At 71.2% G+C, this 16,366-nt stretch carries 14 protein-coding genes and 2 pseudogenes; 6 read left to right on the forward strand and 10 right to left on the reverse strand.

The window, feature by feature from the left end:
• The first annotated feature begins 48 nt into the window (after positions 1–48).
• Positions 49–2,109, forward strand: a complete 2,061-nt coding sequence (locus tag ABZ565_RS16450) for an alpha-galactosidase (protein ID WP_361026354.1) — start codon at positions 49–51, stop codon at positions 2,107–2,109.
• Positions 2,110–2,131: 22 nt separating this feature from the next.
• Here ABZ565_RS16450 and ABZ565_RS16455 read toward each other — a convergent pair.
• The 4 genes and pseudogenes from ABZ565_RS16455 to ABZ565_RS16470 all read right to left on the reverse strand — a co-directional run.
• A pseudogene (locus tag ABZ565_RS16455) lies at positions 2,132–2,335 on the reverse strand (DNA-binding response regulator); the annotation flags it as partial.
• A 157-nt stretch (positions 2,336–2,492) separates the two neighbouring features.
• Positions 2,493–2,906 (reverse strand): hypothetical protein, encoded by a 414-nt coding sequence (locus ABZ565_RS16460; RefSeq protein WP_361026357.1) that lies wholly within the window; start codon positions 2,904–2,906, stop codon positions 2,493–2,495.
• On the reverse strand, positions 2,887–3,828 hold the full coding sequence (locus ABZ565_RS16465) for a M56 family metallopeptidase (RefSeq protein WP_361026360.1): 942 nt from the start codon (positions 3,826–3,828) through the stop codon (positions 2,887–2,889). The genes ABZ565_RS16460 and ABZ565_RS16465 overlap by 20 nt, the downstream gene beginning before the upstream one ends.
• Positions 3,825–4,196 carry a BlaI/MecI/CopY family transcriptional regulator gene (locus tag ABZ565_RS16470; RefSeq protein ID WP_361026363.1) on the reverse strand — a complete coding sequence of 124 codons (372 nt, stop codon included), beginning with the start codon at positions 4,194–4,196 and terminating at the stop codon, positions 3,825–3,827. The genes ABZ565_RS16465 and ABZ565_RS16470 overlap by 4 nt, the downstream gene beginning before the upstream one ends.
• Before the next feature lie 352 nt (positions 4,197–4,548).
• On the opposite strand from ABZ565_RS16470, the gene ABZ565_RS16475 reads away from it, so the two are divergent.
• Positions 4,549–5,172: a phosphatase PAP2 family protein gene (locus ABZ565_RS16475; protein WP_361026366.1), complete on the forward strand. Its 624-nt coding sequence runs from the start codon at positions 4,549–4,551 to the stop codon at positions 5,170–5,172.
• A 350-nt stretch (positions 5,173–5,522) separates the two neighbouring features.
• On the opposite strand, the gene ABZ565_RS16480 is transcribed toward ABZ565_RS16475, so the two are convergent.
• Positions 5,523–6,926 (reverse strand): NAD(P)-binding domain-containing protein, encoded by a 1,404-nt coding sequence (locus tag ABZ565_RS16480; protein WP_361026369.1) that lies wholly within the window; start codon positions 6,924–6,926, stop codon positions 5,523–5,525.
• A 296-nt stretch (positions 6,927–7,222) separates the two neighbouring features.
• On the opposite strand from ABZ565_RS16480, the gene ABZ565_RS16485 reads away from it, so the two are divergent.
• Together ABZ565_RS16485 and ABZ565_RS16490 are read left to right on the forward strand one after the other, a co-directional pair.
• Entirely contained in the window at positions 7,223–8,197 is a 975-nt protein-coding gene (locus ABZ565_RS16485; protein WP_361026372.1) for an NAD(P)-binding domain-containing protein, read from the forward strand.
• 13 nt (positions 8,198–8,210) lie between these two features.
• Positions 8,211–8,710, forward strand: a pseudogene (locus ABZ565_RS16490) (N-acetyltransferase family protein); the annotation flags it as partial.
• Between the two features lie 9 nt (positions 8,711–8,719).
• On the opposite strand, the gene ABZ565_RS16495 reads toward ABZ565_RS16490, so the two are convergent.
• The 3 genes from ABZ565_RS16495 to ABZ565_RS16505 all read right to left on the reverse strand — a co-directional run bounded on the left by ABZ565_RS16495 (position 8,720) and on the right by ABZ565_RS16505 (position 11,413).
• Positions 8,720–9,775 (reverse strand): ArsO family NAD(P)H-dependent flavin-containing monooxygenase, encoded by a 1,056-nt coding sequence (locus ABZ565_RS16495; RefSeq protein ID WP_361026375.1) that lies wholly within the window; start codon positions 9,773–9,775, stop codon positions 8,720–8,722.
• Positions 9,776–9,980: 205 nt separating this feature from the next.
• Positions 9,981–11,108: an ACR3 family arsenite efflux transporter gene (gene arsB, locus ABZ565_RS16500; RefSeq protein ID WP_361026378.1), complete on the reverse strand. Its 1,128-nt coding sequence runs from the start codon at positions 11,106–11,108 to the stop codon at positions 9,981–9,983.
• Positions 11,105–11,413 (reverse strand): metalloregulator ArsR/SmtB family transcription factor, encoded by a 309-nt coding sequence (locus tag ABZ565_RS16505; protein ID WP_361026381.1) that lies wholly within the window; start codon positions 11,411–11,413, stop codon positions 11,105–11,107. The genes arsB and ABZ565_RS16505 overlap by 4 nt, the downstream gene beginning before the upstream one ends.
• A gap of 97 nt (positions 11,414–11,510) precedes the next feature.
• On the opposite strand from ABZ565_RS16505, the gene ABZ565_RS16510 reads away from it, so the two are divergent.
• Entirely contained in the window at positions 11,511–11,933 is a 423-nt protein-coding gene (locus tag ABZ565_RS16510) for an arsenate reductase ArsC (protein ID WP_361026384.1), read from the forward strand.
• Here the strand turns inward: ABZ565_RS16510 and ABZ565_RS16515 are convergent.
• Positions 11,869–12,729, reverse strand: a complete 861-nt coding sequence (locus tag ABZ565_RS16515; protein ID WP_361026387.1) for an ABC transporter permease — start codon at positions 12,727–12,729, stop codon at positions 11,869–11,871. The genes ABZ565_RS16510 and ABZ565_RS16515 overlap by 65 nt on opposite strands.
• 302 nt (positions 12,730–13,031) lie before the next feature.
• On the opposite strand from ABZ565_RS16515, the gene ABZ565_RS16520 reads away from it, so the two are divergent.
• The gene (locus tag ABZ565_RS16520) at positions 13,032–13,688 is read left to right on the forward strand and encodes a maleylpyruvate isomerase family mycothiol-dependent enzyme (RefSeq protein WP_361026390.1); all 657 of its coding nucleotides are present in this window, start codon (positions 13,032–13,034) and stop codon (positions 13,686–13,688) included.
• 849 nt (positions 13,689–14,537) lie between these two features.
• Here the strand turns inward: ABZ565_RS16520 and ABZ565_RS16525 are convergent.
• On the reverse strand, positions 14,538–15,938 hold the full coding sequence (locus tag ABZ565_RS16525) for a cytochrome P450 (protein ID WP_361026393.1): 1,401 nt from the start codon (positions 15,936–15,938) through the stop codon (positions 14,538–14,540).
• Between the last annotated feature and the right edge of the window lie 428 nt (positions 15,939–16,366).

Below are 16,366 nucleotides of genomic sequence, written 5' to 3' on the forward strand. Positions count from 1 at the left end.
AGACCATTTTATTAAAAGGGTCTAATTAAAAGGATGGGGTGGTCGCACATGCCCGTTCACCTGACCGCTGCCGGGGTCAGCCTGGTCATGGACGAGAGGGACGGTGGCGTCCTGCACTGGGGGAGAGCACTCTCCGAGGCCACCGTCCGGACCCTGGGTGACGCGGTGCCCGGTGCCTCGCTCCTCCCGCTGAACGCCCAGGTCCATCAGGGCCGGCCGGGTCTCATCGGTCACCGTGCGGGCACGGCCTGGTCGCCGTCGTTCACCCACGCCCGGACCGTCCACGCCGACGGCGCACGGCTCACCGTCCATGCCGAGGACCCGCACAGCCGGCTGGAGTGGCGGGCGGAGCTGGAACTGACCGCTTCCGGGCTGCTGCGCCTGCGGCACGGTCTGCGCAACACCGGCACCGACACGTACCAGGTGGACGAGCTGACACCGGTGCTGCCGGTTCCCTCGCGGGCGGTGGAGGTCATGGACTTCACGGGCCGGTGGGCCAAGGAGCGTCAGCCGCAGCGCCACCGGCTGAGCCGGGGCACCTATCTGCGGGAGAGCCGACGGGGGCGCCCCGGCCATGACAGCCCCTACCTGATGTCCGCCGGTACACCCGGTTTCGGCTGGGACGACGGCGAGGTCTGGTCGGTCCACCTCGCGTGGAGCGGAAACCAGCGCTCCTACGCGGAACGCATGCCGTCCACCGGCTGCGTGATCGGCACCGGCGAACTGCTCCTGCCCGGCGAGTGCGCCCTCGCACCCGGGGAGGAATACGTGACGCCCTGGCTCTGCGCCGCATACTCCGCGAGCGGACTCAACGGCCTCACACCCCGTTTCCACGACTGGCTGCGCTCCCGCGCCCACCACCCCGACCCCGAGGCCCGCCCCCGCCCCGTCGTCCTCAACAACTGGGAGGCCACCTACTTCGACCACGACCCGCAGCGCCTCATGCCGCTGGTCGAGCGTGCGGCGGAGGTGGGCGTCGAGCGCTTCGTCCTGGACGACGGCTGGTTCCTCGGCCGCCGCGACGACACCGCAGGGCTGGGCGACTGGTACGTCGACCCGGACGTGTGGCCGGACGGCCTCGACCCGCTGATCGAGCATGTCCGGGCGCACCGCATGGAGTTCGGGCTGTGGTGCGAACCGGAAATGGTCAACCCCGACTCCCGGCTCCTTCGGGAGCACCCCGACTGGGTCCTGCACGCAGCCGACCGGCTTCCGCCGGACTGGCGGAACCAGCAGGTTCTCGACCTGTGCCGGCCGGAGGCGTACGCCTATCTGCTGGAGCGGTTCGACACACTTCTCTCCACCTACGACATCGCCTACCTCAAGTGGGACCACAACCGCGACCTGGTCGAACCCGGCCACGAGGGCCGCGCCGCCGTCCGGGCCCAGACCACTGCCGCGTACCAACTCCTGGAAGAACTGCGCAGGCGCCACCCCGGGGTGGAGATCGAGAGCTGCGCGTCGGGCGGCGGCCGGGTGGACCTGGGCATTCTGGAACACACCGACCGGGTGTGGACCTCAGACTGCAACGACGCCCTGGAACGGCAGGAGATCCAGCGGGGGACCAACCTGCTGCTCCCGCTGGAACTGACCGGTGCCCACATCGGACCGACCACCTGCCACAGCACCGGCCGTACGCACACCCTCGCTTTCCGCGCCGCGACCGCGCTGTTCGGGCACTTCGGCATCGAGTGGGACATCACCACGGCCACCGACGCCGAGCGGGCCGAACTCGCCGCCTGGGTCGCGGAGTACAAGCGGCACCGCACCCTGCTGCACACCGGGCGCCTGTTCCGCCACGCGAGTCCCGACGACGACGCCGCCTCACTCACCGCCGTCGTCGCCCCCGACCGCAGCGAGGCGCTGCTCTCATACGTGCAACTCACCGCGACCCGCGCGGAAATCCCGGCCCGCGCCCGCTTCACCGGCCTCGACCCGGACGGTTCCTACCGGCTCACACCGGTCGGCCCCCAGGCCGGCGCGAACGGCGCGCGCCCGTACCCGGAACCGGCCGAGGCGACCGGCGAATTCCTCGCCCACATCGGCCTCGAAATGCCGCGCCTGCACCCGGAGTCCGCACTCGTCCTGCACGCCGCCCGCACCCGCTGACCGCGCCCCGTTGCTGCGACGCAATCATGGTCTCGCGCATGTGGAGGTGGCCGGCGGTGTCCGCGTTGGTCTGCCCCTGGGCGAGCAGGGCCAGCAGGCCGCGTTCGCGCGGGGTGAGGCGGTCCGGCCGGGACCGGGCGGCCGTGGCCCGGGGACTGGGGTCGGTGTCCTTGAGGAGACAGCCGTCGGCCCCGGCCGCGAGCGCGCTGTACTCGTACTCGTCCAGGCCGGCCGGTGCGTCGGTGGAGGCGGTACGCAGCAGAGCCAGGCCGTCGAGGACCGGTGCGGGCAGGCCTCCGGCCCTGGTCGCGAGCACGCCCGTGTGGAGGGCGATCAGGCTCAGGCGGTGGACGAGCCAGTGAAGCTGTCACTCGGACTGAGCGTCACTGGTGAACCCCGTGGACCGGCCGCCGCGGCGATGTGCTCCATGGTGCGGGTGCCGAGCTGCGGCGCGTTCGCCTCAGGTCCCGGCGCTGCGGGGTGAGGAGGTAGGCGATCGCCATGTCGCCGAGCTCGCCGGCGTACCGGCGCCTGGCCGCCTCGCCGGTGGCGGCGTCGGGGCGTACGGAGTTGTGGAAGCAGGCGCCGAGAACGGCGCGGGCGGCGGTGTCGAGTGCCTGCTGGGGCTGGGAGCGGCGGATCTGGTCGGTGTAGGGGGCGGCTGCTTCGAGCAGGAGACGGTGAAGTTCGGTGATGGTGCGGGCCCCATGGCCCAGTGACCTGCTCCCGCGTGTGCGCAGAAGCTCCGGGAAGAGGCTGCTGATATCGGTCGCTCGATTATCCCGAGGGGTGTTCACCCTGAGCGACCTCGACACTGCGGTGCAGGCGCAGGGCCCCGTCCAGCGATGACGCACCGGCTGCCGCGCATACCAGCACCATGGCCAGCAGTGCCGGCGCCACGCGGCGCACGAGCGGCGGGGCGAGCAGCGCCCGGACGCGCGCGGGAACCGGTCCAGTGGTCGCGCCGGGCGCCAGCGTGGAACCGTCGGTCGCGCCGGATCCGTGCGTTGCGGCGAGGGCGGCCCTTCCCACGGCCTGCGCGGCCAGAGCGCGGTCCCGGCAGTGGTGCGCGGCGGCTTCGTCGGCCGATCGCTCGGCGGCGAAGGACACGTGGGCGGCAACCGTGCGCAGCGCTGGGTGGCACAGTGAGGCGAGCTGCGCCACGGAGAGGAAGACGTGGTGCTTTGCGGCGAGGTGAGCCCGCTCATGGGCGAGCAGCGCCTCGCGTTCGGCCGGCCCCAGGGAGCCCAGCATGCCGGAGGTCACCACGATCCGGCCCGGACGGCGCGGTCCACCCGGCAGGGCGTACGCGTCAGGACGAGGGTCATGCAGTACGCACAGGCCTCCCGCGTCCGGCAGGTGAGCGACTCTTGCCTGTACGGCCCGCAGTCGAGTCGCCTCAGCCATGACTGTGCGCACCACACGCCATACGGCCAGACAGAGCGCGCCGGCCGCGAGCGCGGAGATCCCCAGCACCAGCGGCGGCGGACCAGCGGTGAGCGGCTGAACGAGTTCCGCGAGCGCGCGAACCGGGGCAAGGGCGAGAGCCAGGGGCAGCAGCAGTGCTCCCAGACACGCCACGACGCCGACGGCCAGTGCTGCCGTGGCGCAGGTGATGGCCCACAAGGCGATCCCGGGCCGGACTCTCTCGGCGGTCCGCCGGGCCGGCCAGGGCAGGGCCCATGGAAGGAACAGAGGGATCACGAGCAGCGTGATCAACGAGAACCTCCCTCCAGCAAGCGCTTCAGCTCTGCCTCGTCGGCAGGGTCGAGCCCTTCGACGAACCGGGCGAGCACCCTGCTGCGGTCACCGTCCTGCTCCAGCGCCCGGTGCATCCGCCGCGCGGTCAACCCGTGGGAGTCGGCTACCGCAAAGTACACGAACCCGCGCCGCCCCGGCGCGCGCCCCACCGCCCCCTTCTCGTACAGGCGCGCGAGGAGGGTTGCCACCGTGGTGCGGGCGAGCTTCTCGGGTATCGCCGCTCTCACCTCGGCAGCCGACTGCGGAGAGCCTGCCGCACCCAGTGCAGCCAGCACGCTGGCCTCCAACTCGCCCGCCGGCCTGCGCTCGCCCACCGTGTCGCTCATGGATCCGCCACTTTCCGTCACGTCGTCTACAGTGAGGTAGACCGACTACTGTTCTGTAGACGCAAAGGCCATTATGCGCCTGCGTGTCGCTGTACCAGTTTCTCGTCCCGGGATCGGTCCAGCCAGCAACCCCCTGTCGAAAGGGTCGAGGGCCGATGTCGTACTCGCACCAAGCCGCACCCCCCTTCCACCCTGCCGGAGCGCTCGGCGTCCCAGCGCGCTTCTTCACCTGCCGGCAGGCGCTCGCGGGATTCATCCGGACCGGGGGAGTGGTGCTGGCCGGATACGGTCCCGGCGCCCCGGTCCTGACACGCTCCCGGCGCACTCACGGCACCGACGGAGGCAACGCCTGATGCCCACCTTCCCGGGGTCGGTGGCGCAGGGGCAGGACGGCTCGGGCGTCGACGGCAACGTCTATGTGCACGTGATCGATGCCGCGCACAGCGCTCCGCCGTGGCTGGACAGCTTCATCTCGGCGTTCTCCACCTACGGGCTGGTCCTCTCCGCCCTTCTGATGCTGGCCGGATGGTGGCGGGCTCGCGACCGCGACGCGCAGCGCGCGGTCATGGCGCTGGCCGCACCGGCACTGACCGTGCTCGCGTTCGCCGTCAGTACCCTGCTGAAGCAGTCGGTGCACGAGAACCGGCCCTGCCAGTCCCTGCACGTGATCACGCTGGAGGCGTGCCCGGCCGCCGGTGACTGGTCCTTCCCGAGTAACCACGCCACCCTGGCCGCCGCCGCGGCCGTAGCCCTGTGGTTCGTCTCGGTCCGCCTCGCAGCGGTCGCGAGCGTCACCGCACTCGCGATGGCGGCCTCCCGCGTCTGGGTCGGGGCCCACTACCCACACGACATCCTCGCCGGTCTCACCCTCGGAGCCCTGGTCACCTGGCCCCTGGCACTCCTCCTGTCCCGCCACACACAAACAGTGGCGAGACTCTTCAGCCGGACACCGCTGCGCCTGCTCATCGAGGCATGAATCCGCTGTTACGTTTCACCATCGCCACGCGCGGCGGCGCCACCCCCGGTGCGCCGCCGTCTTCGCCCTCCGGCCCGGACCGGCCGGCTGGCAGGGACCGGGGGCGGCAGCATTCATGCGGGGCCGGCCCGGCTCGCTGCGGGGCGTCCTTGAGCGGTCAGGTCGCCGCGACTCCCGCCCCCCCAGGACAGCACCCCGGCCTCCACATGCCCGGCGTCTGCACGGCGAGGGCCGGAGGACAGCCCGTCCCAGCTCACGTTCTGCGTGGAAAGAGGGCGGGCAGGGCGGCGGGGGCCGCGACCGGTCTACTGTTCCGGCCGCAGCCCCGCGCGCGGGGCTGCCCAGGTCGGTCACGTGCCGCAGCAGCCGCCCGCCGGGGCCTCTTCGGGGGCCGCGCCGGCTGCGGCGGGGGCGCCGAGCTGGATGAGCTGCGGCGCCGGGGCGCAGCAACCGCCGTCGTCGCCCTGAGCGGTTTCGGGGGCGTCGAACAGGCCCGCGCCGCCGCACACACCCGTCTCGGGAAGGGTGAGTTCGACGCGGTCGGCGGACTCGAGGTCACCGGCGATCGCGGCGGCGACGGAGCGGACTTGTTCGTAGCCGGTCATGGCGAGGAACGTCGGGGCGCGGCCGTAGGACTTCATCCCGACGAGGTACACGCCCTGCTCGGGGTGGGAGAGCTCGCGGTGGCCGTGCGGGTAGACCGTGCCGCAGGAGTGCTGGTTGGGGTCGATCAACGGGGCGAGGGCGACCGGCGCCTGGAGGCGCTCGTCGAGGCCCAGGCGCAGCTCGCCGAGGAAGGACAGGTCGGGGCGGAAGCCGGTCAGCACAATCGCCTCGTCGACCGGGTCCAGGCGGCGTCCGTCCTCGCCGACCAGCACCAGGTGGCCGTCGGTGTCGCGCTCGATCGTCTCGGTGCGGAAACCGGTGACGGCGTACGCGTGTCCCTCGTCGACGGCCGCCTTCGCCGCGAGGCCCAGGGCGCCGCGCGCGGGGAGCTGGTCGGCCGTGCCGCCGCCGAAGGTGGAGCCGGAGATGCCGCGCCGCAGGATCCACACGCCCTTCGTGCCCGTGCCGTCGTTCGACTTGGCGAGGTCGGCGAGGTAGGCGAGGGCGGTGAACGCCGAGGCGCCGGAGCCGATCACGGCGGTGCGCTTGCCCGCGTACCGGGCGCGGACGGCGGGGTCCTTGAGGTCGGGGACGCGGTAGGTGATCCGGTCGGCCGCCGCGCGTTCGCCGAGGGCGGGCAGGCCGCTGCCACCGGCCGGGCTGGGTGTGGCCCAGGTTCCGGAGGCGTCGATGACGGCTCGGGCGAAGAGACGTTCCTCGCGGCCGTCGGTGTGGGCGACGTGCACGACGAATGGCTGCTGCTCGCGGTCGGCGTCCACCATCCGGTCGCGGCCGGCGCGGGAGAGGCCGGTGACGGTGACGCCGGTGCGGACGCGGTCGCCGAGGACGTCGGCGAGCGGCTGCACATAGGACTCGGCCCAGTCACCGCCGGAGGGGTAGGTGTCCGGGGCGGGGCGAATCCAGCCGGTGGGGACGAGGAGCTTTTCGGCTGCGGGGTCGACGACTTCTCCCCAGGTGGAGAACAGGCGCACATGCGCCCACTCGCGCACCGCCGCCCCAGCCTTCGGCCCGGCCTCCAGGACCAAGGGCTCGATGCCCCGGTCGACCAGGTGGGCGGCGGCGGCGAGACCGGTGGGACCGGCCCCGATCACGATGACGGGCAGCTCGGCGGGGACGGGCGCGTTCACGGCGACTCCTTGCGTGTTTCGACATCTGTCGATGGCTTGCGCGATCCAGCATGGCACCTGCATTGATGAGCGTCAACATAGACATGCATCGAAATCGTGGGGAGGTCTGCTCAGGGAGCACGTGGACGTCGCCATGGTGGGAGGGGCCAGTCCGGACTCGCCGCCTCCACCGCCCTGCCGCGCCGCGGATTGCGGCCGGTGGTGCTGATGGCATCCGGACGTGCGGCGGGTCATGGCCGCACTGCTACGACAGCCTCACTCTGTTCTCCCCCGCCCGGTACAGCTCCCTGCCTGGCATGCCGTTCCCCGGCGCCGACCGCGACCGCTACCCGCACCGCGACGAGGTCGTCGCCTACCTCACCGCCTACGCCGGGCGTCTGGGCGCCGAGATCCGCACCGGCTGCGGCGTCGGCGCGGTCCGCCGCACCGGCGACGGCTTCGAGGTGGTCCTGGAGGGCGGCGGTCGCCTGTCCGTGCAGGGTGTCGTGGCAGCCTTCGGAACGTTCGGGCGCCCGTTCCGTCCGGCTCTGCCGGGCCTGGAGAAGTTCACCGGCCAGGTGCTGCATGCCGCCGATTACCGCGACCCGGACCCGTTCGCCGGCCGCCGGGTGGTCGTGGTCGGGGCCAGGAACTCCGCGGTGCAGATCGCCGCCGAGCTCGCCGAGACCGCACGCGTCACGCTTGCCACGCGGACGCCGGTGAAGTTCGCGGCGCAGCGGATCCTAGGCCGCGACCTGCACTTCTGGACGAAGCGCACCGGCCTGGACATCGCACCGCTGGGCCGGCTTCTCGTGCGCCCGCCGGCGCAACCGGTCCTCGATGACGGCCTCTACCGGGCCGCCCTGACCGCCCGACGGCCGGAGCGGCGGCTGCTGTTCACCGACGCCGACGGGGCCGAGTTCGTCCGGCCGGACGGGAGGCGGGAGGGAGCCGAAGCGATCGTGCTCGCCACCGACTACCGCCCCGACCCGCCCCGACCCGCCCTACCTCGACGGCCTCGACGGCGCCCTGGGCGTCGAGGAGAACCCGCGGCACGGAGAGGGCCTGGCCGCAGGTGTGCCGGGGCTGGCGTTCGTCGGGCTGGAGTGGCAGCGCGGCCCGTCATCGAACTCGCTGCGCGGGGTCGGCCGCGACGCGCAGCGGATCGCCCGGCTGCTGGCAGCCCACCTCGCGCGTCCGTGACGGACCTCTCTGCTCTGCTTCGATATGCGTCAAGCCGACCGTGCTCGCCGCCATGGGGCCAGCTGCTGGCCGTGCCGGCAACGGCCTGACGAACGAACGGACATGTGGGCAGGGGGCTGCGTGACGGTCGTGCCCCTGACGGGGGCCACGCGGGGCAGGTGCTGGCGATCGATCAGGCGGGGCTCGACAGGGGCAACACCACCTTCGAGACCAGCCCGCCGCCCGGGGAGGAGTTCGACACTGCGAAGCTGCCCGAGCACCGCTTCGCCGCTCTCGACGCGGACGGGGCGGTGCTCGGCCGGGTCGCCGCGAGCCGCGTCTCCGACCGGTGCGCTTACGCGGGCGTGGTCGGGGCTCCGTCTACGTCCACCCCGCCACCCGCGTCCGGGGGCATTGCCTCCGCCCTGCTCAAGGCCCTGGTCGACTGCGCCGAGCGGGCAGGGATCCGGACGATTCAGTCCGGCATTCTTCCCGAGAACGCCGCCGGCCTCGCCGTACATGAGCGGGCGCGTTTCCGGGGCGTCGGCACTCATGAGAGGACCGGGCGCCACCACGGTGTGTGGCGCGACGTCGTCCTTGGCGAGCGCGGCAGCCCCGCGGTCAGTGAGCCGTCAGCCCAGTTGCGCGATCTCGTGGGCGGCGTCGCGGGCGGGCCGGCCGACGCCGATGAGGGTCGCGGAGGCGGGTCCGGTCCAGTCGCCGTAGCCGAGCAGGTGCAGCCGCGGCTCGCCGAGGGCGCGTGTGCCGTCGGTGGGGATGTGCCCGCGCCTGCCACGCAGGCCCAGGGGGGCGAGGTGAGAGAGGGCGGGCCGGAAGCCGGTGCACCACACAATCGCATCCGCCCCGGCACGACTTCCGTCCGGCCATTGGGCGCCGTCGGCGGTGAGCCGGGAGAACATCGCTTTCGCGGTCAGGAGTCCGGCGTCCCGTGCGGCGCGGACCGGGGGTACGGCGACGATGTCGCCGAGCGAGGCGACGCCGCCGGTGTCGCGGCGGCCGGAGTCCAGGGCGCGGCGCCGGGCGGTGGCGACATCGAAGAGGGCACGGCCGTCGATGTCGTCCGGCAGGATGCGGGGCGGGCGCTGGGTCACCCACGTCACCTCGATGTGGCCGTCGAGGGCGAGGTCGGCGGCGATCTGGGCGCCGGAGTTCCCGCCGCCGACCACGATGACGCGCTGTCCGGCGAAGCCGGCCGGAGAGCGGTAGCCGACCGTGTGCAGCTGCCGGCCCGTGAAGACGTCCCGACCGGGCACGGCGGGCAGGAAGGGCCGCGACCAGGTGCCGGTGGCGCTGATGACCGCGCGGGCCCGCCAGGTTCCGGTGTCCGTCTCGACCAGAAGCCTTCCTGCGTCGCGGCGTACGGCGATCACGCGAGTGCCGTGCCGGACGGGGAGGCCGTAGCGCTTCTCGTAGTCCGTCAGGTAGTCCACCACGTGCCCGGCGCCGGGGTAGGTTTCGCCCGGCTGGGCGGGCATGAGGCGGCCGGGCAGCGAGGAGTGTTCGGCCGGGGAGAACAGGTGCAGCGAGTTCCACATGTGCTGCCAGGAGCCGCCCGGCGCTGGATCGGCGTCCAGGATCACGAAGTCGAGACCGCGTCGGCGCAGGTGGTACCCGGCGGCGAGTCCGGCCTGCCCGCCACCGATCACGACGACATCGGTGCTGGTCACTGAGTACGTGCCGCTTCGGCCGGGGCGTAGACCTCGGCGCAGTCCGCGCACAGGACGATGCGCTCCTGGTGCGCGCCGAGGAGGCTGCCGTGCCGCACCCTGCGGGTCACCCTGCGGCCGTGCTGCGTACGAACCGCGAACCCGCGCTTCCGTCTTACGCCGACGCGGTGGTCCCGCGGTCCGGCGTGGCATTGCAGACAGCGCATCAGCTGTCCTTTCCAGGCGTGGTCACGGCGTCGGGGGCGAACTTCTTGCGCCAGGCGAGCGCGACGTAGACGAGGCCGATCAGAACCGGGACCTCGATGAGCGGGCCGACGACGCCGGACAGGGCCTGGCCGGAGGTGACGCCGAAGGTGGCGATGGCGACCGCGATGGCCAGCTCGAAGTTGTTGCCCGCCGCGGTGAACGCGAGGGTCGCGGTGCGGTCGTACGCGAGCCCGAGGCCCTTGCCGAGCAGGAAGGTGCCGAAGAACATGACCGCGAAGTACACCAGCAGCGGCAGTGCGATCCGCACGACGTCGACCGGCTGGGAGGTGATCGTGTTCCCCTGGAGGGCGAAGAGGATGAGGATCGTGAACAGCAGCCCGTACAGCGCCCACGGACCGATGGTCGGCAGGAACTTCTGCTCGTAGTTGTCGCGGCCCATCCTCTGCTCGCCGATGCGGCGGGTGAGGAACCCGGCGAGCAGAGGGATGCCGAGGAAGACGGTCACGTTGAGCGCGATGTGCCAGACGGACACGTCCAGACCCTGACCGTCGCCGAGATCCAGCCACCTCGGCAGCAGGTCGAGGTAGAACCAGCCGAGCAGCCCGAACGCGAGGACCTGGAACACCGAGTTGAGGGCGACGAGGACGGCGGCGGCTTCGCGGTCGCCGCAGGCGAGGTCGTTCCAGATGATGACCATGGCGATGCAGCGGGCCAGTCCGACGATGATCAGACCGGTGCGGTACTCGGGCAGGTCCGGCAGGAAGATCCACGCCAGGGCGAACATCACCGCCGGGCCGACGATCCAGTTGATGACCAGCGAGGAGACCATCAGCCTCTTGTCGCCGGTGACGCGGTCGAGCCGGTCATAGCGGACCTTGGCCAGGACCGGGTACATCATGACGAGCAGGCCGAGCGCGATCGGCAGGGAGATCCCGCCGATCTCGATCTTCGCGAGCGCGTCGTTCATCCCCGGGACAAGCCGGCCCAGGCCCAGGCCGGCGGCCATGGCGAGGAGGATCCACACGGCGAGGTAGCGGTCGAGGGTGGAGAGCTTTCTGACGATCGAGTCGTCCTCCGCCTGGCCGGCGCCCCGGGCTGGGGCGGTGGTGGGCTCGGTGGAGGTCACGGGCAGGCCCTCTTGTTCTCGGCGGCGGTGCGTGCGGAGGCGGCGAGTTCGGCGAACTGCTCGGACAGGCCGGCCAGCACCTCGGGCTTGAGCTTGTAGTAGGTGAACCGGCCGCACGGCTCGGTCTCCACGATCCCGGCCTCGCGCAGCACCTTCATGTGGTTCGACAGGTTGGTCTGCTTCGCTCCGGTCTCCTCGACCAGGTGCGTCGTGCACAGCGTTTCGCGCGCCAGCAGGGCCACGATCTTCAGGCGGAGCGGATCGCCCAGCACCCGGATCACATCAGGATCGACTGAAGTCAGCATGCACTGATACTCTCACATCATCTTCCGCTGATACCAGCGGGGGCTGAACTCATGGGCGGCTGGGTTTCGCCATGCGACGAGGGAGAGCACGATCACCATGGCCGACAAGCCGTCTGTCCTGTTCGTCTGCGTCCACAATGCCGGCCGCTCCCAGATGGCCGCCGCCTGGCTCACCCACCTGGCCGGCGACCGCGTCGAAGTCCGCTCCGCCGGCTCCGCGCCGGGCGTCACCGTGAACCCGGCCGCAGTCGCGGCCATGGCCGAGGTGGGCATCGACATCTCGGCCGAGACGCCGAAGATCCTCACCATCGACGCCGTCCGCGAGTCGGACGTGTGCATCACCATGGGCTGCGGCGACACCTGCCCCGTCTTCCCCGGCAAGCGCTATCTGGACTGGAAGCTGGACGACCCGGCCGGACAGGGCGTCGAAGCGGTACGCCCCATCCGCGACGAGATCAAGACCTTGGTCGAGGGCCTGATCGTCGAGATCGCCCCGGAGACGCCGGAGGCGACGGCGTGAGCGGGATACACGAGGTCGTCATCATCGGCGCCGGCCCCGCCGGACACACCGCCCGCGCCCAAGCTTTTGCTGTTCCCGGCGGCTCCGTCGTCGGCGGTTCGCTGACCACCACGACCGAGGCGGATAACATCCCCGGCTTTCCCGAAGGCGTCGACGACGGTGCCGGTGGAGTCGTGGGGAGCTTGGTGTCGCCGGCCATCGCGCGAAGACGGTGAGCATCGCCACCGGCTCCGGCCACCGCAAGCTCGGCCTGCGAGGCGAGGAAGCCACCCTTCCGGGCTGCCGACGACTTGGAGCCCGGCGGGCACCGGGTCGGTGGGAGCGAAACGAATCCGCCGCCCATCATCGGCAGGATCATCAGTGGCGTCGGCATGTTGCTCGCGGCTGCGACGCTCTGGGCCATCATGGCCGGCGCGACCGACAGCCAGGTGAGCGCGAAGATGATCAGCACGAGCACGCCGATCACGCCGAGCCATTCACCGAAGTCCGCGGTGGGCTCGAAGCCCACCCGTAGGGCGACGCCGGTGACGATGGCCATGCTCAGCAGGGTCTGGGCCAGGCTGCCCAGGACGCGGCCGGTGAGCACCGAGGCCCGGGTGATGGCCATGGCGCGGAACCGGGCGACGATGCCCTCGGTCATGTCGATGGCCACTGAGATCGCGGTGCCCTGGGCCGCGGTGGCCGCGGTCATCAGGATGACGCCGGGGACGACGTAGTTCACGTAGGTGTCCCGGCCGCCCCACGGCCCGTCGAGGCCGCTGCCGAGGACGTGGACGAACAGCAGCAGGAAGACCACCGGGGACCCCGGCGGCGGTGAGGGCGAGCGTCGGGTAGCGCAGCATGTGCCGCAACTGGCGGAGCGGAGTCGATAGCGACCGGCGCCCGGGCGCGAACCGACTTCGTCACCGGCCTGACCGATGTGGCGGTGTACGTGGTCGACTTCACCGGTGACGCGGGTGTGCTGCGTCTCGGCCAGGGCGGCGTACCACGCCTTGCCCACCGGCCGCCCCGGCTGCTCGGCGTTCCACGGGTGCAGTCGATGAGTTTGGGATGTGACCGGGGTCTGTTGGAGTACACCCGATATGTGGAGGCTGGCCTGTGACTGAAGCACTCGGTCTGGAAACCCGGAAGGCTATGGAAGGGGCGATCCACGTCGAGCGGTCCGCGCTCGCTCAAGACCTGGCCGAGCTCAGCGATGCTCAGTGGGCGAAAGCATCACTGTGCGAACGCTGGACCGTGGAGGAGGTCGTAGCCCATCTGACGGCAGGTGCCGGCACGAACATGGTGCGCTGGCTGCTGAGCATGCTGGCCGCGCGGTTCGACCCCGATCTGCACAACGACCGACGACTCGAACAGCACCGTGGTGCTACTCCGGAAGAGACCTTGCGGCGATTTCGCGCAATCGTTGCCGGGCCTGCCGGGCCGACAGGACATACCGCGGCCTGGTTGGGCGAGATCGTCGTCCACAGCGAGGACATCCGTCGGGCATTGGGTCTTGTGCGAACACCGCCCGTGGCCACGACGACGGCCGTGGCCCGGTTCTTCGCCAGCCGCGATTTCGCCGTCCCGAGCAAGACCGCGATCGCGGGTCTGCGGGTCGAGGCTACGGACGGACCGTTCACCACCGGCTCGGGGGATCTGCTCCGTGGGCCCACTCTCTCGCTGGTGATGGGGATGGCAGGCCGTGCAGCGGCCTGCGAGGACCTTGAGGGTGACGGAGCCGCGATCCTGCGCGCCCGACTGCGCTCAGGCTGAAGAACGAGGCCAGGAAGTCGTGTCACATGGTGAAGGCAGGATCGACTGCGGGCGCCTATGGGGCCCTGCCGGCCTTGTGGGAGTACGTCTCGTAGCTGTAGCGGGTGCTGCGGTGCGCTCCTCACCGGTGAGGTGCGTGTATGCGTTATCGGGTACGAAGAGCAGGGCGCCGGCCCAGACGAGGTCGCTGGGGTACGGGATGAACCGCTCTGGGTCTCGAAGTGCGCGCTCGAACCCCTCAGACACGCAACACGCACGCGCCTACGAACGGCTCGTCCGGCACTCCGAATCACTCATCACCTGGGCCGCGATCACGCTCATGACCAGGTGAGTCACCCGCAGGCGTGGCCGACGTGGCGGGCGTACTCCTCAATGAGATCCAGGAGAACGCGGCGGAGGTCGGGGTGCTCGCCGTCTGCGGGTGGCATAGGCACTGACCTGAGTCCGGGAAGCTGTTCCAGTCGTCGGCATCCCAGGGGGGCGCCGACGGAAGAGCCGAGCCACAGCCGGGCAAAGTAGCTGTCATCTACGTGCGTCAGGTGCTTGAGCAGACCGACCAGCGTAATGGCGGATGCGCCGACTGTGGCTTGCATGCCAGTTGCGCTCTGGCCGGAACACTTTCACGCCGGCGTTGCTCGCTGGCGTTCGAGGGCACTGATGACGGCTGCTGCCTCGGTACCGGCGAGTGGAGGGGCGGGCCACGCTTCCGCAAATGATCTCAGTGATGGCAGCAGACCTCAGCGAACGGCCCGACAGTCCGGCCCTGCGGACTCCATCCTGGGCAAGTCCGCGAACTGCAACGAACCGGTCGAGGACAGGGACTGAAGGCGGGGCGCGTGAGGGCGTGGGTCACGGGTGCCCGGTTTCGGTGGAAGTCGTCCCTGAACGGGAATGGGTGTCCGCTCCGGGAGCCGGCCCATTGGCGGTGAGCCGGGGCTCGCATGGTGTGGCGTACATGGTCAGGCCCTTAGGCGTGGGTGTGAGTTCCAGGCTCACGCCGATCCTGCGGCCCGGCCGCGCCGGGCGCAGTGTGCGCGAGCTGGCCAAGGTCGCCAGGGCGACGGGCAGCATGGCATCGGCTGCGGCTGCGCCGGGGCAGTACCGGGGGCCCAGGCCGTAGGCGAGCAGCGCGGCGGGTGCCGGTGGCGGCTCGGCGTGGGGGAGCCAACGCTGCGGGTTGAACACGTCCGGGTCGGGGTAGCGGTTCCTGTCGCGGCGCAGAGCCCCCAGAGGCAGGGTGACCACGGCTCCGGCCGGGATCTGTACACCGCCCTGGTGGGTTTGGTGGCGGGTGCGGCGGACCAGGAACGGGATGCCGTGGAGGCGGGTGACTTCTTGAAGGAAGGCGGTCGCGAGCGGGAGCTGGTGCGCTTGAAGGCGGCTCGCGTCGGGCGCGGCACGTGCTTCGTCCTGCAGGGCTTGCTGGTAGTGGGGGTGACGGCCCAGTTCGTAGCAGGTCCAGGCCAGGGTGGAGGCGCTGGTCTCCATGCCGGCGATGAGCAGAGCGCGAATGTCGCGCTGCACCACGTGGGGGTTTTCGGGAGCGGCAGCTTCGAGCACGGACACGAGGTCCCGTCCGTCCGGGTCGGGCCGGTGGCGGGCCAGCACCTGGGAGACGGCCTCGTCCAGTTGGGCGAGCGCGCGGTTGCTGGAGCGGCGCCGGGGCACGGGTACCCAGGGCCACGGGGAGAGCGCATATCGCCAGAAGGTGCCGGCGGACAGGGCGGCCCGGGCGGCAGCGATCTTGGACAGGGTGTCGGGACTGAGCTCACTATTGAGGACACAGCTGACGAGGAGGCCACAGGCGAGTCGGCTCATCTCCACCCGCATGTCGAGCGGCCGGTCCGCGGGCAGGTCGGCGAGAAGCTGCCGCGTATGGGTCTGGACGGCGGGCCCGAGAGCGGTGAGCCGGGACGCGGCGAAGGCGGGTCTCATCACGGCGCGCCGCTCCTGGTGAGCGGCGCCCTCGAGACCGACTACCCCGTCCTCGTTGAAGTCGCGCAGGCTCGGGTCCGGGCCCCAGAACCGAAAAGTCTCCTCATCGCTGCCGACCTTGCGCAGCAGGGCGGGCTCGTTGATCTGGAAGGCGGTCGCCGGGCCGGTTCTGGTCCGGACCACCGGGGCCCGGTCGGGGCGGGCCGCGAGGTTGGCCGGGTTCAGCCAAAACCGCAGGGAGCGGGAGGGGGAGAATACTTCCGGGCCGGGCGGCACGGGGGGCTGTCCGGGGCAGGCTTTCCTGTCCATAGGCATCGGATTCGCAGTCCTTCCACGTTCGTCGGCCACCGGAGCTCCGGCCACCAGCACGGAAGGCAACGAGCAACTGCGTGGGCGGTCACGGGTGGGGCGGCCCCATCCGACGCGGAGTTCTCGCCGACGACGTCCGCTTGCTGATGAATCGCCGATCGTGAGTCGGCAACAAGACCACCGCGAAGTACGGACAGGGCCGATAAGACCATTCCACCCTGATGGGAGGACGGTGGCTCGTCACCAGCCGAACTCGTCAGGTGACGGTCCGGTCTCCAGCTGCGCGGACTCCGGCCGCACCGGCCCGTACCGCTGCCTTGGCGTACGGCATCGGGCGCACACGCGCGGACCCACCCGTACGCCGAGTTCTCGGGCAAGCCCGTGTCGAGGCTTGACCCAGGTGTGGGAGCCGTCCACCTGGCCCTGGAGGTTAC

Origin of the sequence: Streptomyces sp. NPDC016469, assembly GCF_040632905.1 — a bacterium.
Lineage (GTDB): Bacteria > Actinomycetota > Actinomycetes > Streptomycetales > Streptomycetaceae > Streptomyces.

What these genes read in the sequence shown, in the direction of transcription:
- ABZ565_RS16505 (WP_361026381.1), bottom strand. Translation starts at nt 11,413, where the DNA reads ATGCTGACTTCAGTCGATCCTGATGTGATCCGGGTGCTGGGCGATCCG.
- ABZ565_RS16470 (WP_361026363.1), bottom strand. Translation starts at nt 4,196, where the DNA reads ATGAGCGACACGGTGGGCGAGCGCAGGCCGGCGGGCGAGTTGGAGGCC.
- ABZ565_RS16510 (WP_361026384.1), top strand. Translation starts at nt 11,511, where the DNA reads ATGGCCGACAAGCCGTCTGTCCTGTTCGTCTGCGTCCACAATGCCGGC.
- ABZ565_RS16475 (WP_361026366.1), top strand. Translation starts at nt 4,549, where the DNA reads ATGCCCACCTTCCCGGGGTCGGTGGCGCAGGGGCAGGACGGCTCGGGC.
- ABZ565_RS16525 (WP_361026393.1), bottom strand. Translation starts at nt 15,938, where the DNA reads ATGCCTATGGACAGGAAAGCCTGCCCCGGACAGCCCCCCGTGCCGCCC.
- ABZ565_RS16450 (WP_361026354.1), top strand. Translation starts at nt 49, where the DNA reads ATGCCCGTTCACCTGACCGCTGCCGGGGTCAGCCTGGTCATGGACGAG.
- ABZ565_RS16485 (WP_361026372.1), top strand. Translation starts at nt 7,223, where the DNA reads ATGCCGTTCCCCGGCGCCGACCGCGACCGCTACCCGCACCGCGACGAG.